Annotated in this window: 13 protein-coding genes and 1 tRNA gene; 1 reads left to right on the top strand and 13 read right to left on the bottom strand. The window is 43.3% G+C overall.

What is annotated here, in order from left to right:
• Positions 1 to 135: 135 nt before the first annotated feature.
• The 7 genes from ACTNES_RS06865 to glgB all read right to left on the bottom strand — a co-directional run bounded on the left by ACTNES_RS06865 (position 136) and on the right by glgB (position 7187).
• Positions 136 to 438, bottom strand: a complete 303-nt coding sequence (locus tag ACTNES_RS06865) for a hypothetical protein (RefSeq protein WP_300335063.1) — start codon at positions 436 to 438, stop codon at positions 136 to 138.
• A gap of 296 nt (positions 439 to 734) precedes the next feature.
• Positions 735 to 2090, bottom strand: coding sequence for an MATE family efflux transporter (locus tag ACTNES_RS06860; protein ID WP_300335065.1), 1356 nt, complete (start codon positions 2088 to 2090; stop codon positions 735 to 737).
• Positions 2091 to 2217: 127 nt separating this feature from the next.
• Positions 2218 to 2958, bottom strand: coding sequence for an amino acid ABC transporter ATP-binding protein (locus ACTNES_RS06855; protein ID WP_330687399.1), 741 nt, complete (start codon positions 2956 to 2958; stop codon positions 2218 to 2220).
• A 2-nt stretch (positions 2959 to 2960) separates the two neighbouring features.
• Positions 2961 to 3746: an amino acid ABC transporter permease gene (locus ACTNES_RS06850; protein WP_300335073.1), complete on the bottom strand. Its 786-nt coding sequence runs from the start codon at positions 3744 to 3746 to the stop codon at positions 2961 to 2963.
• A gap of 38 nt (positions 3747 to 3784) precedes the next feature.
• Positions 3785 to 4585: a transporter substrate-binding domain-containing protein gene (locus tag ACTNES_RS06845; protein ID WP_441039002.1), complete on the bottom strand. Its 801-nt coding sequence runs from the start codon at positions 4583 to 4585 to the stop codon at positions 3785 to 3787.
• Between the two features lie 170 nt (positions 4586 to 4755).
• Positions 4756 to 4828: transfer RNA gene (locus ACTNES_RS06840), tRNA-Thr, on the bottom strand.
• A gap of 58 nt (positions 4829 to 4886) precedes the next feature.
• Positions 4887 to 7187: a 1,4-alpha-glucan branching protein GlgB gene (gene glgB / locus ACTNES_RS06835; protein WP_441038985.1), complete on the bottom strand. Its 2301-nt coding sequence runs from the start codon at positions 7185 to 7187 to the stop codon at positions 4887 to 4889.
• A 357-nt stretch (positions 7188 to 7544) separates the two neighbouring features.
• Here glgB and ACTNES_RS06830 point away from each other — a divergent pair, with 357 nt between their 5' ends.
• Positions 7545 to 8522: a carbohydrate kinase family protein gene (locus ACTNES_RS06830; RefSeq protein ID WP_291806506.1), complete on the top strand. Its 978-nt coding sequence runs from the start codon at positions 7545 to 7547 to the stop codon at positions 8520 to 8522.
• 233 nt (positions 8523 to 8755) lie between these two features.
• On the opposite strand, the gene ACTNES_RS06825 is transcribed toward ACTNES_RS06830, so the two are convergent.
• From ACTNES_RS06825 to yajC, 6 genes are all read right to left on the bottom strand, one after another.
• Positions 8756 to 9919 (bottom strand): phosphoglycerate dehydrogenase, encoded by a 1164-nt coding sequence (locus ACTNES_RS06825; RefSeq protein ID WP_441038983.1) that lies wholly within the window; start codon positions 9917 to 9919, stop codon positions 8756 to 8758.
• On the bottom strand, positions 9919 to 11001 hold the full coding sequence (serC, locus tag ACTNES_RS06820; RefSeq protein ID WP_055058074.1) for a 3-phosphoserine/phosphohydroxythreonine transaminase: 1083 nt from the start codon (positions 10999 to 11001) through the stop codon (positions 9919 to 9921). Before serC ends, ACTNES_RS06825 begins: the two co-directional genes overlap by 1 nt.
• The gene (gene ilvB / locus ACTNES_RS06815) at positions 10985 to 12676 is read right to left on the bottom strand and encodes a biosynthetic-type acetolactate synthase large subunit (protein ID WP_441038981.1); all 1692 of its coding nucleotides are present in this window, start codon (positions 12674 to 12676) and stop codon (positions 10985 to 10987) included. Before ilvB ends, serC begins: the two co-directional genes overlap by 17 nt.
• A gap of 94 nt (positions 12677 to 12770) precedes the next feature.
• Positions 12771 to 14444 (bottom strand): dihydroxy-acid dehydratase, encoded by a 1674-nt coding sequence (ilvD, locus tag ACTNES_RS06810; protein WP_441038980.1) that lies wholly within the window; start codon positions 14442 to 14444, stop codon positions 12771 to 12773.
• A 165-nt stretch (positions 14445 to 14609) separates the two neighbouring features.
• Complete coding sequence (leuB, locus tag ACTNES_RS06805) at positions 14610 to 15692, bottom strand: 3-isopropylmalate dehydrogenase (protein ID WP_118508760.1); 1083 nt, start codon at positions 15690 to 15692, stop codon at positions 14610 to 14612.
• A gap of 281 nt (positions 15693 to 15973) precedes the next feature.
• On the bottom strand, positions 15974 to 16273 hold the full coding sequence (yajC, locus tag ACTNES_RS06800; RefSeq protein ID WP_291807670.1) for a preprotein translocase subunit YajC: 300 nt from the start codon (positions 16271 to 16273) through the stop codon (positions 15974 to 15976).
• Positions 16274 to 16311 lie beyond the last annotated feature (38 nt).

Here is a 16311-nt window from a genome sequence, read left to right as displayed (position 1 = left end):
TGAAGAGGATAAAATTATCCGTTTCGCTACTTTTTCATAGCTAAATGCAAAATATTTTTTCAGGATAAAAAAAGATACGAAACCATGCGTAAAAGCTTTCGCCCCTACATCAGCTTATGCCAATGCTGACACCTGTTACCGTGCCAGTCTCTGCGTGGTTTCGCATCTATATGTGTCCATTGCTCCAATTATAAAAGCAGCTGGTCCATCCTGTTCCATCCAGTCTGCACGCACTCCTGTACGGGCATGATCTCCATGTACGGAAATTCTGATCCCACGCAAAACAGCCGCAGTATGAACTGCGGTTTCTTCTGCATATTCAGCTGCCTGATACTCTGCAGTATCATTTACATACCATGTGGAAGCAGCAAAAGCTTCTGCCTGCATGTCAGATAAATTTATCACATCTGCTGTCTGTATTGTTGCATCTTTTTTCACCTTCACTGTCCTCCTCTCTGATATTTATGAATATTCGTTATATTTAAAGCCCAAAATCCGGTCTGTCAAGCGGATATTCACATAAGAAAACCGGAAATCAACCATTCTTCTTGATAGATTCCCGGTTATTGTTCATTTTTATATAATCCAAAAATAATATTAAAGGATAGACAAGAGATTGTCAAGTAAATTTCTCTTTACATGCATTGTTACTGTTCACTCCGTGCCCAGTAACACGCTTCGCGGGATATTGCCTGTGAACAGTAACCATGCATTTACATCCTTATTACCATAAATCAACTGTTTTCATTTAGCAGGATACTGTCTTTCTTTTTTCTGAATATCAGCAGATAGGCGATCACACATATGATCACGGATAACAGTGAACCTGTCGCAGTCGCCAGTCCCATTGGAAGAAGTGTCTGCGGAAACAGTTTCGATGTAAGATAAACTCCCGGCACACGCACAAGAGCAATCGCAGTAATATTGTGCAGGAATGACAGTTCTGATCTGCCACACGCACAGAAGTAACCACTGAAGCTGAAATGCACACCTGCAAAAATGCAATCCCAGATATACCCGCGGATATACTGCCCTCCCGCAATCTTAACTGCTACATCCGTCGTAAATAATCCCACGACAGGTTCCGCAATAAACTGAATGATTACGGATACAGTCAATCCAAATCCAACTGCGATCATCGTAGCATATTTCAGAGTCTGAGCCGCTCTCTCCGGTTTGCCTGCACCAATATTCTGTGCACCAAGAGCAGACACTGTGGAGAGCATAGAAGACGGTACCAGGAAAAGGAAACTGATGATCTTCTCAACGATTCCTACTGCTGCCGCATCACTTAAACCACGACGATTTGCAATGATCGTAATAATAATAAATGCAATCTGGATCAGTCCATCCTGCATGGCTACCGGAATCCCGATCCTGAGAATCTGTCCCATAGCGCGATGCTGCGGTCTGAAGTCTTTCTTTGAAACAGAAATTCCTGTATTCTTTTTTAATATCACTATAAGTGCGATCACCACACTGACAGCCTGAGATAACGTGGTTCCCAATGCTGCTCCGGCAGGTCCCAGATGTAAAGCACCAATAAATACGTAGTCCAGTACAATATTCGTCACGCAGGCCACTGCAATGAAATACATAGGGCTTCTGGAATCTCCCAGTCCCCTGAATACAGAACTGATAATATTATATGCAGTGATAAACGGAATTCCGATAAAGCAGATCGTAAGATAAGTAACGGTGCCTGATACTGCTTCTAACGGGGTAGACATCACTGCTACGATCGGATGTACCAGGCAAAGCAGAATTACCATTAATGCTACGGCTATCAGCATAAATAAAGTAACCGTATTTCCGATCGACCTGGATGCTTCTTTCTTATCATTCGCCCCAATTGCCTTTGCAATGCTTACCGTTGACCCCATAGCGAGTCCTACGATCATAACTGTCAGCATATGCATAACCTGACTGCCGATAGATACTGCTGTTGTACCTGCCACGCCCTCAAACTGTCCGATGATAAACAAATCGGCCATGCCATAAAGTGTCTGCAGAAAATAGGACAAAAGATAGGGCAGAGAAAAATACAGAATATTTTTCAAGACACTGCCGGATGTAAGATTTCTTTCCATGATATAATAAACTCCTCTCATTTGTCGTCCAAGTTATAGTAAACCTTACAACCGTTGTAGAGTCAAGTAATTAAGCTGATTTTACAATTCATCCACGCTGCCTGATCCAATAAAACACCAAACCGGCTTAGGAATTCCTGAACCGGCTTAAAAATTCTTTTGTCATTTCTTTTTTCGGATGGTCAAAAATATCCGAAGAAGTTCCCTCTTCCACGATCACTCCGTCACCCATAAAAATCACATGTTTTGCCACATCCCGGGCAAATGCCATCTCATGAGTTACAATGATCATAGTCAAACCGTCCTTTGCCAGCTTGCGCATGACCTCAAGAACTTCTCCTACCATCTGTGGATCCAGAGCAGAAGTAGGCTCATCAAAAAGCAGGATTTCGGGTTCCATTGCAAGGGCTCTTGCGATCGCCACACGCTGCTTCTGTCCTCCTGAGAGTTGTTTTGGCTTGGCATTGATATAAGGTGCCATTCCTACCTTTTCCAGATACATCATGGCATTTTTCTCAGCCTCTTCTTTGCTTTTCTTAAGAACCTTTTCCTGACCTACCGTACAGTTTTTGAGAACTGTCATATTATTGAAGAGATTAAAGCTCTGAAATACCATTCCAACTCTGGAGCGATATTCCGGCACATTCATATGTTTATCCATAATATCCGCGCCATGATAGCTGATCTCACCTGAGGAAGGAACTTCCAGCAGATTCATGCAGCGTAGCAGCGTAGATTTTCCGGAACCGGAAGGTCCGATAATACAGGTCACATCTCCCAGCCTGACCGAAAAATCAATATCTCTGAGAATCTCATGACTTCCAAACGATTTACCCAGATGATGTACTTCAAGGATTGTTTCACTCATAATTATTTAACCTTCCTTTCCTTGTAAGAATACATTCCACTGGTATGTGTCAGTGTATCCGCAGTTGCCAGATCATAATTATCCGGACCATCCATTTTCTTCTCCAGGAGTCTCAGCAGACGCGAGCAGGTAAATGTCATTATGAAATAAATGATCATCGCAATGGTAAACGCCTCAAAATAAGTATACAGCGCACCTGCTACTCCTTTTGTAGTATAAAACAGTTCTACAGTTCCGATAATAGAAAGGACACAGGTATCTTTAATATTAATGATCAGGTTATTACCGATCTGCGGCATGATATTACGCAGTGCCTGAGGCAGAATCACATTTGTCATTGTCTGCACATGGGTCATACCGATTGCTTTTGCACCTTCTGTCTGGCCGGGATCAACAGAGAGGATCCCGCCTCGTACAGTTTCTGCCATATATGCTCCCGTATTGATAGACACGATCAGAATGGCCGCAAACCACATGGACATATTTATATTAAACAAATATGAACTTCCGAAATAAATAAACATCGCCTGTGCCATCATCGGTGTTCCACGGAAAAACTCAACATAGCATGCCATAATAAATTTAATGATCCGAATAAGAACACGTTTACCAAGGGAATCATTTCTTCCCTCAGGAATCGTCTGAATGATTCCCACTACAAATCCTATGATACATCCAAACAGGGTTCCTACCAGTGCAAGCCACATACTGACACCGGCTCCCTTCAGGAAAGAAGATCCATATTGCTGTAAAATATAGACGATCCTTCCCCAATAACTTTCAGGCAGCATTATCTTTTGCTCCTCCTACTCTCTTTATCTCAATATTATTCCTCAGAAGATAACGGCTGAACAGAAATCGCCTCATCCATCATTTCATTAAAGTCATCCTCTGTCATTGTTTCCAGAACACCATTGATGGCGTCTTTTAACTCATCATTTCCTTTTTTCAGTGATACACCAATATTGATGTCTTCATCAGATACTTCGAAAGCACCGTCTGTACCGTCGAAATCAAGAAGTGTGAAGTCCGGGTAAGCTACCAGTGCAGCTTTACCTGTAGGCATATCAGTGACAACTGCATCACATTTACCGGATTCAAGCGCTACCAGCATAGCCGGAGCACTCTCCTGTGCAGGAAGGATATTGGCATCCGGAATCTGAGGCAGGCAGGAATCATACCAGATTGTATTCTGCTGAGAAGTACAGGTTACTCCTTTCAAATCTTCTACACTCTTGGCATCTGCATAATCACTGTCTGATTTTACCAGTGTGATGATAGATGCATAATAATATGGTTCTGTAAAATCTACCATCTGCTGACGTTCTTTTGTGATAGACTGTCCTGCGATCACACAGTCAACCTGTCCGGACTGTACAGCAGGTACCAGAGAATCCCAGTCAAGTTTTACAATTTCCAGATCATAGCCTAACTCATCCGCAATCTTCTTTGCCATCATAACATCATAGCCATATGCATAATCAGAACTTCCTGAAATAGGCACAGCCCCGTTAGAGTCATCCGGCTGTGTCCAGTTATAAGGAGCATATCCGCATTCCATAGCTACCTTTAAGGTTTTCTTATCCTTTGCACTTACACTCTGTACTCCAAAAATCCCACAGGACATGGCTGCAATTACTACAGCAGCTGTTAACTTTTTCCACATTTTGTTCTTTCTCATTTTGATTTCCTCCTGTAAATAAATGTTAATTTTTAGACAAAATAAAAAATGCAACAAAGCTAAAAACTGCCCCGTTGCATTTTTTATCATTCTAATCCTATACAATTAAAAAGTCAAGCTGAAAATGAGACTCGAACTCACGACCCCTTCATTACGAGTGAAGTGCTCTACCGACTGAGCTATTTCAGCTTATGCTGTATCTGTCAGAAATTAACATTCTGATAGCCACAGCATTTAGTTTATAATATTATTTATCCTCTGTCAAGTCCTTTTTGACAGGTGTTTCTGTTTCTGTTTCATTCGTTACTTTTGGTGCTGCTTTTGTTACTTTTTTCGTCACAGGTTTCACTGCAGTTTTTACAGCTGCTTTTGTCTTCGCAGCAGCCTTGCGTACGGTTCTTGCCTTGGTGATAGATTTCTTAATCTTACTTTCTGCTTCTTTCTTCTCCTTCGATTCTTCTTCCGGTGTGCAGGTAAAGATTGCCACGCCAAGTGCCGGGAGTTTCACTGTGACGGAATATTCTCTCTCATCACATTCTGCCTTCTTCGCAGCTTTGACTCTTGCATTTACTACGCCTTCACCACCGTATTTCTTATCATCACTGTTAAAGATTTCTTTATATTTGCCGGCAAAAGGTACACCAACCTGATAGTTCTCGTACGGAATCGCCGCGAAATTGCAGACAGCCAGGATCGTCTCTTCCGGTTTCTCTGTCTTTCTTAAGAATGCAACTACATTCTCCTCATATTTCATTAATTGAATCCATTCAAATCCATCATATTCATCATCCATCTGATAGAGCGCAGGATGAGCAAGATACATATTATTGAGATCTTTGACAAACATTTCCAGGTCTTTCGGCATATCTTTGTCAGGTGCCATCATCTTACATCCTGGATGAAGCATCATATACGCATATGCCTCTCTGATCTGTGCATCCTTCTGCTCCTGGGTTCCAGGCAGTTTGTCTGCAAATTCTTTCAGTGTACCCACATCTCTGCTGCCAAGAGTCAGGATATAATGTTCACAGTATGCATAAAGCATGGATACAGTCAGCTGGTCATGGTAATTCTTTCTCTCAATCGGATCTTTACCCAGATATTCCAGCAGGTCTTTCGTCCAGCCGCCACTCCATTTATAATCAAATCCAAGATGATCGTTTGCCACACTGTCGGTCAGCTCCGGCCAGAGTCCGTCTTCCTGCGCGATCAGAAGCAGACCAGGATTTCTCTGCTTGATCACGGAATTCAGATGTTTCAGGAATTCCAGAGCATCCAGATTCTCATTAGATCCATAAATATTCGGCGTCCATTCGCCCTGATTTCTGCCGTAGTCCAGATATAACATGGCATCTACATCATCCATTCGCAGACCGTCTGCATGATAAACTTCTGCCCAGAAACATGCATTGGAGATCAGGAAATCTTTTACCATCGGACTTGCATAATTATAGAGCAGCGTACCCCAGAACGGATGGATCGCTTCTGCCGGATTCTGTTTCTCATAAAGAGGTGTTCCGTCAAATCTCTCCAGTCCTGATGCATAACGCGGGAACTGTGCAGGTGTCCAGTCAAGGATCACTCCGATTCCTACCTGATGCAGTTCATCCACCAGTTTCTGAAAATCTGCCGCACTTCCAAATCTGGAAGTTGGTGCATAATATGCATACGTAGAATATCCGCCGGTAATATCATCCAGATATTCCATTACAGGATGAAGTTCTACATGGGTAAAATCCTCTTCTGCCAGAAATTCTACCAGTTCTTCCGCAGATTCCCAGTCTTCCAGAGAAGTCTCATATACAGAAACCGGCTGTTTCCTGTCATCAAATCTGGAACGTTCTTTCATCCAGTCTGCATCATTCCACTGAAAACTGCTTACATCTGACACTACAGATGCCCCTTCCGAATCATGCTCTGCACTGTTTCCATAAGGGTCCGCCTTTAACAGGACTTCGCCGCCTTTGACTTTAATTTCATATTTATAATGTGTTCCAGCCTCTACTCCAGGTACAAATAACTCAAAGATACCGGACATCGGCATACGGTGCATAATCGTTGCACGGCCAATCCATCCATTGAAATCTCCTGCAATGTTTACACTGATAGCATTCGGGGCCCAGACAGCAAACAGAGTACCTTTTACTCCGTTAATCTCCATCAAATGCGCCCCAAGCTTCTTATACGCTTCATAATACACGCCTGCGCAGAAAGCTTTCTCCTCTTCTTCTGTGATCTGACACGCAAATGCATATGGGTCATAACTCTCTGTCACAGTCTCGCCTATTTTGACGCAAAACTTATATTCCGGAACTTTTCGAACAGGCAGTAATGCTGCGAAATATCCTGCCTCGTCTTCCTTTTCACAGACATAGGTCTTCTTCCCACTGATGACGCTTACCTCTTCCGCATCTGGAAAAAATCCCTGTACCAGAACACCGTCCTGTGTGATTCTTGGCCCCATTACATCTCTTGGCGACGCTTCTTCACCATATACGATTGCCTCTATTCTTGGCCAGTTCATATAGCCGTATAATTTTTCGTCCATAACCACGTTACCTCCCCTGTTGTCGAAGTCATTTTTTGCTTCTTGTCTGCAACAGCTTTATCTGATCATATGTAAATCATTATCTGCAAACAATCACAGCCATTCAGTACTTTCACAGTTATATGTCAGACAGCCGCAAACAATCACAAATCAAGCTGACTTTATTTTAGCATTTTTGCACAAAAAAATAAAGGAAATTGTTTGACAAATTCCCGTTCCTGCGCTAAATTTATGTTATCAATATACAGAAAGGAAATCTATTGCTGCTATGAGCGTAATCTACAGCAGTTCATATGGATAATTGTTGTGCTCTCCATACACAGCAATTCTTTCTGTTACTACAAGGAGGATACAAAAATGGGAAACAAAGCCTTTGATGTGACCGCATTAGGCGAATTACTTATTGACTTTACAGAGAATGGAACCAGCGCACAGGGAAATCCAATGCTGGAAGCCAATCCTGGCGGTGCTCCGTGTAACGTACTTGCCATGCTTGAGAAACTCGGAAAAAAAACAGCATTTATCGGAAAAGTTGGAAATGATATGTTCGGAACCCAGCTTAAGAATGCTGTAGAAGAAGTGGGAATCGACACCCGCAACCTTGTGATCGACAAGGAAGTACATACAACTCTTGCATTCGTACATACTTATCCGGACGGAGACAGAGATTTCTCTTTCTACCGTAATCCAGGTGCAGATATGATGCTTACCAAAGATGAAGTTCAGGAAGACCTGATCAGAGATTCTAAAATTTTCCATTTCGGAACTCTTTCTTCCACTCATGAGGGAGTCCGCGAAGCAACCCGCTATGCCATCGATGTTGCAAAAGAAGCCGGATGTATTGTCAGCTTCGACCCGAACCTGCGTCCGCCATTATGGAAATCTCTGGATGATGCAAAAGCAGAGATTGAATATGGTCTTGGCAAATGTGATATTCTGAAAATCTCTGATAACGAAGTTGAATTCCTGTTTGGAACTACAGACTATGACAAGGGCGCTGCACTTCTGAAAGAGAAATACAACATTCCTCTTATTCTTATCACACTGGGTAAAGACGGAAGCAGCGCTTACTACAAGGATATGAAAGTAGAAGCAGCTCCTTTCCTTCAGGAGAATACCATTGAAACAACAGGTGCAGGCGATACTTTCTGTGCAAGTTCCCTGAACTATGTTTTGGAACATGGCCTCGACAATCTTACAGAAGAGAACTTAAAAGAACTGCTTACATTCGCAAATGCAGCAGCTTCTCTTATCACTACACGTAAGGGTGCTCTTCGCGTAATGTCCACAAAAGAAGAAGTTCTTGACTTTATGAAATCAAGAGGTGTAAATTAATATATTCATCACCAGAAAATTTATTCAGGAGGTCCTTTCCGACAGTGGCAGGGGCTTCCTTTTTTTTACATCTATTACTATTTTTCCTTTACCATTATAAAAAATACACATATCCCCCAACACCACATGAAGCATAAGTACACCAACATCACCTCCACAAATGCAAAAAGTTCCCCACCAGTAGAATTACTTTCCCTGGCAGGAAACTTTTATGCTTTATGAATTCTTATTTACTATTTTACTACACGAACCTTAGAAACACCTTCGATTGCTTTCAGCTCATCCAGTGCCTCTTTGGAAGCTGCGCTTTCCAGGTCGATCAGAGTGTAAGCGTACTCGCCTTTACTCTTGTTTGTCATATCTGCGATGTTCAGGCCTTCTGCACCAAGGATCTTGGTGAACTGGCTGATCATGTTCGGGATATTTTTGTGGCAGATAGCAATACGTCCTACTGCTACGCAGGTTCCCATGTCACAGTTCGGGAAGTTTACAGAATTCTTGATATTTCCGTTCTCAAGAAAATCTCTGACTTCTTTTACAGCCATTACTGCACAGTTCTCTTCAGATTCCTCTGTGGATGCTCCAAGATGTGGAGTTACCAGGATTCCCTCACGTCCTGCTACTGTATGGTTTGCAAAGTCTGTCACATATTTCTTAACTTTTCCACTGTCTAATGCTTCGATCAGAGCATTCTCGTCAACCAGAAGGTCACGGGCAAAGTTCAGAAGTATCACACCGTCTTTCATCTTGCTGAATGCTTCTTTGTTGATCATCTGTCTTGTGCTGTCAAGAAGCGGTACATGAATGGTTATGTAATCACACTGGGAATAGATCTCATCCAGGCTCTTGATATGTTTGATAGTGCGGGAAAGGTTCCATGCAGCATCAATGGAGATGTATGGGTCATATCCATAAACTTCCATTCCAAGTGCAGAAGCAGCATTTGCTACCATTGCTCCGATCGCACCAAGGCCGATGATACCAAGCTTCTTACCCATGATCTCGCATCCTGCGAACTGTTTCTTCTGCTTCTCAGCGAGCTTATCAATGTCTTCCTGGTCTTTCTCTTTTGCAACCCATTCAATACCCCCTACGATATCACGTGAAGCAAGGAGCATACCTGCAAGAACAAGTTCTTTCACACCGTTTGCATTTGCACCTGGTGTATTGAATACTACGATACCTTTTTCTGCGCAGTCTTTTACAGGAATATTGTTGACACCTGCACCTGCACGTGCGATTACTTTTACACTCTCAGGGAGTTCCATGTCATGCATCTTTGCACTTCTTACAAGGACTGCATCGCACTCCTGCAGATCTTCGCTTTTCTTATATTCATCATCAAATAATCCCAGACCTTTTTCTGCAATGGGATTCAGGCAATGATACTGAAACATTATGCATTTTCCTCCTCAAACTTCTTCATGAAAGCAACCAGTGCTTCCACACCTTCTTTTGGCATAGCATTGTAGATACTTGCACGCATACCGCCCACTGTACGGTGTCCCTTTAAGTTTACAAGTCCTGCCTCTTTTGCTTCTTTTACAAATTTGGCATCCATGTCCTTGTCACCTGTTACGAATGGTACATTCATAAGAGAACGGTCTTCCGGTACAACAGTTCCTTTGAAAAGCTTGCTCTGATCAAGGAAATCATAGAGGATTTTCGCTTTCTCAATGTTACGTCTCTGCATTTCTTCCAGGCCGCCCATTTTCTTCAGCCATTTAAAGACCTTACCGCATACATAGATGCAGTAGCAGTTTGGAGTATTGTAAAGAGAACCTGCATCTGCCTGTGTTTTGAATTTCAGCATAGTAGGTGTTCCTTCCAGAACATCGTCTGTGATCAGATCTTCGCGGATAATGGAGATTACCATACCAGCAGGTCCGATATTCTTCTGTACACCGCCATAGATGATGCCATATTTGGATACATCAACAGGCTCAGATAAGAAGCAGGAGGAAACGTCTGCTACCAGAGTTTTTCCTTTTGTATTTGGAAGTTTCTTGAATTTTGTTCCGTAGATTGTGTTGTTTTCGCAAATGTATACATAGTCTGCATCCGGGCTGATCGGAAGGTCGCTGCAGTCAGGAATATAGGAGAAAGTCTTATCCTCGGAAGAAGCGATCTTGTTTGCTTTTCCATATTTCTGTGCTTCCTGGTATGCTTTCTTTGCCCACTGTCCTGTTACAATGTAATCAGCTACCTTGTTCTTCATAAGGTTCATAGGGATTGCTGCAAACTGCTGGGAAGCTCCGCCCTGAAGGAATAATACCTTATAGTTATCCGGAATCTTCATCAGATCACGGAGATCCTGCTCTGCCTCGTCGATGATCTTCTGGAAATCAGCACTTCTGTGGCTCATTTCCATTACAGACATACCGGAGCCCTGATAGTCCATCATCTCCTCTGCTACTTCTTTCAGTACCTCTTCCGGCAGTACAGCCGGTCCTGCGGAAAAATTATACACTCTGCTCATTGTTTTTCATATCCTCCTCATCAAAAATATCATCAATGCTTGCGCCTGCCGGTACCATCGGGAATACGCTGAGATCCTGATCGATCATACAGTCAAGTACGATAGGTCCCGGACATGCCAGAGCCTCTTTTAATGCCGGCTCTACCTCTTCCATCTTTGTGATACGGATTGCTTTTGCTCCCATGGCTTCTGCCAGCTTCACAAAATCTACTGCATCATTTAAAATTGTATGGGAATATCTGTGGTCATAGAACAAGGTCTGCCACTGACGTACCATTCCCAGTACATGATTGTTCAATACGATTTCTATTAAAGGTCTGCCACAGCGGACTGCTGTCGCGATCTCATTCATATTCATACGGAAGCATCCGTCACCTGCAATGTTTACCACAGTTTTGTCCGGTCTTCCCATCTTGGCACCGATGGCTGCACCAAGTCCATATCCCATAGTTCCCAGGCCACCGGAAGAAAGGAAAGTTCTTGGCTCTTTGTATTTGAAATACTGAGCTGCCCACATCTGGTTCTGTCCAACCTCTGTTGTGATGATGGCATCTCCTTTTGTCAGTTCGTACAGCTTTTCAATAATGTATGGGCCTGTAAGCTGGGAATGATCATATCTTAACGGATATTTTTCCTTCAGTTCACTGATATGTGCAGTCCATTCCGGATGTCTCATTTCCGGAACCTCTGCCAGAATACGTTTGAGAACTTCTTTCTCATCTCCTACTACACTTGCATCTACTACGATGTTCTTGTTAATCTCTGCAGCATCTACGTCAATCTGGAGAATCTTCGCATTCTTTGCAAAGGTCTTCGTGTTTCCTGTGACACGGTCACTGAATCTGGCTCCCAGCACGATCAGGAGATCGCAGCCTGAGACACCGAGATTGGAAGTTTTGGTCCCATGCATTCCAAGCATTCCTGTGTACAGAGGATCTTCTCCGGAAAATCCCCCCTTACCCATAAGACTGTCACATACAGGAGCGTCGATTCTGGGAGCAAGCTCTGTCACTTCTCTGGATGCCTCTGAGATAATCGTGCCACCGCCTGTAAAAATAAATGGTCTCTTCGCTTCTTTGATCATCTGTACTGCAGTTGCAATGTCTTCGTCTTTGATGGTGTCTGTTTTCGGTGTGATCTCAGCAGGAGCGCAGGCAGTATATTCATATTTCGCACCTGTCACATCCTTGGTCACATCTACAAGCACAGGACCGGGGCGTCCGCTCTTTGCAATATAGAATGCTCTGCGTACAGTGTCTGCCAGAGTAGTAATGTCTTTTACGATAAAGCTGTGCTTTGTAATAGGCATTACAATTCCTGTAATATCAACCTCCTGGAAAGAATCCTTTCCGAGCAGCGGTGTTCCTACATTACATGTGATTGCCACCATTGGTACGGAATCCATGTATGCGGTAGCGATTCCTGTTACCAGATTGGTAGCTCCGGGACCGGAAGTTGCAAGACACACACCGACTTTACCGGTTGCTCTTGCGTATCCGTCTGCTGCATGGGATGCTCCCTGCTCATGGGAGGTCAGTACATGTGTGATCTGGTCTTTATATTCATAGAGGGCGTCATATACATTCAGGATGGCACCGCCCGGATATCCGAATACAGTGTCAACGCCCTGTTCTTTCAAACATTCAACGATGATTTCAGCACCTGTAAGCTGCATCTTGTGTTCCTCCTAACTGATTGATGTCAGGGTCAAAAACTTTAAAAGTCATTCATGACTGCACGATAAGACTTTTAAGTCTGGAACCCGCTTATTATTTGGCTTTTGGTACTTCGAGGATCGCACCTCTGTTTCCGGAGGTTACCATTGCTGCATATCTTGCAAGATATCCTGTTGTTACCTTCGGCTCACGAGGCTGCCATTTTGCTTTTCTTGCCTGCATTTCTTCATCAGAAACCTTGATTTCCAATTTCAGTTCCGGAATGTTGATGCTGATGATATCGCCTTCTTCTACAAGTGCGATCGGTCCGCCAACTGCTGCTTCCGGTGAAACGTGTCCGATGGATGCTCCTCTGGATGCACCGCTGAAACGTCCGTCTGTGATCAGGGCTACGGAAGAACCAAGTCCCATACCTGCAATTGCGGATGTCGGGTTCAGCATCTCTCTCATACCAGGGCCGCCTTTTGGTCCTTCATAACGGATAACAACTACGTCACCCTCTACGATCTTACCACCTTTGATCGCTGCGATCGCATCTTCTTCACAGTCAAAGACTCTTGCAGGTCCTTCATGAACCATCATCTCTTCTACAACTGCGGAACGTTTTACAACACCACCATCCGGAGCAAGGTTGCCTTTGAGAACTGCAAGTCCGCCTGTCTGGCTGTATGGATTGTCGATTGGTCTGATAACTTCAGGATTTAAGTTTACACAGTCTTTGATGTTCTCGCCTACTGTCTTGCCTGTAACTGTCATGCACTCTGTATGAAGGAGTCCCTTCTTATTCAGTTCGTTCATAACTGCGTATACACCGCCTGCTTCGTTCAGGTCTTCCATGTATGTCGGGCCTGCCGGTGCAAGGTGGCAGAGGTTCGGAGTCTTTGCACTGATCTCGTTTGCAAAGCTGATATCGAAATCCATTCCGATCTCATGAGCAACGGCCGGAAGATGAAGCATACTGTTTGTGGAGCATCCAAGTGCCATGTCTACTGTCAGGGCATTGAGGATTGCTTCTTTTGTCATGATATCTCTTGGGCGGATGTTCTTTCTGTACATCTCCATAACCTGCATACCTGCATGTTTTGCAAGACGGATACGTTCAGAATATACAGCTGGAATAGTTCCGTTTCCTTTCAGACCCATACCCAGAACTTCTGTCAGACAGTTCATAGAGTTCGCTGTGTACATACCGGAACAGGATCCACATGTAGGACATGTTTTCATTTCACATTCTGTCAGACCGTCCTCATCAAGTTTGCCTGCTGCATAAGCACCTACTGCCTCAAACATACTGGAAAGACTTGTCTTATGTCCATTCAGATGTCCGGCAAGCATCGGACCACCACTTACAAATACAGTCGGTACATTCAGTCTGGCCGCTGCCATCAGAAGTCCAGGTACATTCTTATCACAGTTCGGAATCATAACCAGGGCATCAAACTGATGTGCCATAGCCATGGCTTCTGTGGAATCTGCGATCAGATCTCTTGTTACCAGAGAGTATTTCATTCCAACGTGTCCCATTGCGATACCATCACAGACTGCGATTGCCGGGAACATTACAGGTGTACCACCTGCCATCGCAACGCCAAGCTTAACTGCCTGTGCGATCTTGTCAAGATTCATATGACCTGGTACGATTTCGTTATAGGAACTTACGATACCTACCAGAGGTCTGTCCATTTCTTCTTTTGTCATTCCAAGAGCATTAAACAGGGAACGGTGAGGTGCCTGCTGTGTGCCTGTTTTTACTGCATCACTTCTCATTGTTTTATTTCCTCTTTTCTTACTGGTTTATTTTTACTTTTTAATGATTCAACTGACATTACTGACTCACCCGATAGATAGTTAAGTTTCTATCGTCTGACTCAGGCAGATTGTCCCGTATCCCGTAATCTGCCTGCGCCAGTTAAATCCTCTTAGTATCATTTCTTACAGAGCTGCTGCGATCAGATCGCCCATCTCTTTTGTTCCAACCAGTTTGCATCCTTCTGACATGATGTCACCTGTGCGATATCCGTCTGTCAGGACTTTCTGTACTGCTGCTTCTACTGCATCTGCTTCCTTGTCCATATCAAGTGAAAAACGAAGCATCATTGCTGCGGAAAGGATAGTTGCGATCGGGTTTGCTTTATCCTGACCTGCGATATCAGGCGCAGAACCATGGCTTGGCTCATAGAGACCAAACTTGGTTTCATTTAAACTTGCCGATGAAAGCATTCCGATGGATCCTGTTACCATACTCGCTTCATCGGAAAGAATATCTCCGAACATATTCTCTGTCAGGATAACATCAAACTGTTTCGGATCACGGACAAGCTGCATTGCACAGTTATCAACCAACATATGCTCTAATGTAACATCCGGATAATCTTTGGCAACTTCCTCTACCACTTTTCTCCAGAGTCTGGAAGAATCCAGAACGTTTGCTTTATCTACACTTGTAACTTTATTTCTTCTTTTACGTGCAATCTCAAATGCTTTGATCGCGATACGACGGATCTCATTTTCATTATAAGAAAGTGTATCGATGGCTTTCTTTACGCCATTCTCTTCGATCGTCTTACGTTCTCCGAAATACAGACCGCCAGTAAGCTCACGTACAATGATCATGTCAAATCCGTCTCCGATGATCTCATCACGAAGCGGGCACGCTTTCTTTAATTCATTGTAAAGATAAGCCGGTCTTAAGTTTGCAAAAAGATTTAATGCTTTACGGATCGCAAGGAGTCCTGCTTCCGGACGTTTGGATGGCTCAAGTTTATACCATGGAGAAGTTTTTGCATCTCCACCAATAGAGCCCATAAGTACGGCGTCTGATGATTTTGCAGTGGCAATTGCCTCATCAGTGAGCGGTACGCCATGTACATCGATGGATGCGCCGCCTAACAGAACTTCTGAATAGGAAAAGCTGTGTCCATATTTCTCGCATACCTTGTCCAGTACTTTCTTTGCTTCTCTTACGATTTCCGGTCCGATTCCGTCACCGGGGATCAATGCAATCTTATAATCCATAATAATTTCCTCCAAAAAATACTCTAATTGCGTAATTGTTATTATAATAACGCACTTTCCGGCAGATTTCAACCTATTAAAGTGAAAAAATATAAAAGTGCGTTTTTCAAAGCTTTTTTACAGTTTATGTTATCGTAAGAACAAACACTAATAAAAAATTTGCTGAAATAGTAAAAGAAAAAGAGTGAAATGACAGCCCCGTTGAACTGTACATTCCACTCTTTGATCCATTTCATATTCATTTTCTGCAATTATTTACAGCATACCATAAATAATAACAATTATTCAGCAGCGCTTCCAGCTTTCTCTACTTCAGCGATTGCCTGTTTTCTCATAGGAATACGGCAGTTTTTGTTGTTACCGAATTCTACGATCACATCTTCGTCTGTCATATCAATGACAACGCCATAAAACCCACTGGTAGTAACAATGCTGTCGCCAACTTCCATGTCATTTAACATTGCCTGAAGTCTCTTCTGCTCTTTTTTCTGAGGGCGAAGCATTAAGAAGTACATAATTCCGAACAGAACTACCATCCAGATAATAGCACCGACCATACCCATTCCGCTTGATGCGTCCATTTCATTTCCTCCTATAATATTCCTGTTATTGCGCGGGT

Origin of the sequence: Blautia sp. HCP3S3_D9, from assembly GCF_052063845.1 — a bacterium.
Taxonomy (GTDB): Bacteria; Bacillota; Clostridia; order Lachnospirales; family Lachnospiraceae; genus Blautia_A.
Note: the sequence above shows the minus strand (reverse complement) of the source record. Positions and strands in the feature narration are given on the sequence as shown.

Bases quoted from the DNA above. Each gene is read 5' to 3' on its own strand.
- ACTNES_RS06860 (WP_300335065.1), bottom strand. From the start codon at position 2,090: ATGGAAAGAAATCTTACATCCGGCAGTGTCTTGAAAAATATTCTGTAT.
- ACTNES_RS06855 (WP_330687399.1), bottom strand. From the start codon at position 2,958: ATGAGTGAAACAATCCTTGAAGTACATCATCTGGGTAAATCGTTTGGA.
- ACTNES_RS06845 (WP_441039002.1), bottom strand. From the start codon at position 4,585: ATGTCCTGTGGGATTTTTGGAGTACAGAGTGTAAGTGCAAAGGATAAG.
- glgB (WP_441038985.1), bottom strand. From the start codon at position 7,187: ATGGACGAAAAATTATACGGCTATATGAACTGGCCAAGAATAGAGGCA.
- ACTNES_RS06830 (WP_291806506.1), top strand. From the start codon at position 7,545: ATGGGAAACAAAGCCTTTGATGTGACCGCATTAGGCGAATTACTTATT.
- ACTNES_RS06825 (WP_441038983.1), bottom strand. From the start codon at position 9,919: ATGTTTCAGTATCATTGCCTGAATCCCATTGCAGAAAAAGGTCTGGGA.
- serC (WP_055058074.1), bottom strand. From the start codon at position 11,001: ATGAGCAGAGTGTATAATTTTTCCGCAGGACCGGCTGTACTGCCGGAA.
- ilvB (WP_441038981.1), bottom strand. From the start codon at position 12,676: ATGCAGCTTACAGGTGCTGAAATCATCGTTGAATGTTTGAAAGAACAG.
- ilvD (WP_441038980.1), bottom strand. From the start codon at position 14,444: ATGAGAAGTGATGCAGTAAAAACAGGCACACAGCAGGCACCTCACCGT.
- leuB (WP_118508760.1), bottom strand. From the start codon at position 15,692: ATGGATTATAAGATTGCATTGATCCCCGGTGACGGAATCGGACCGGAA.
- yajC (WP_291807670.1), bottom strand. From the start codon at position 16,273: ATGGACGCATCAAGCGGAATGGGTATGGTCGGTGCTATTATCTGGATG.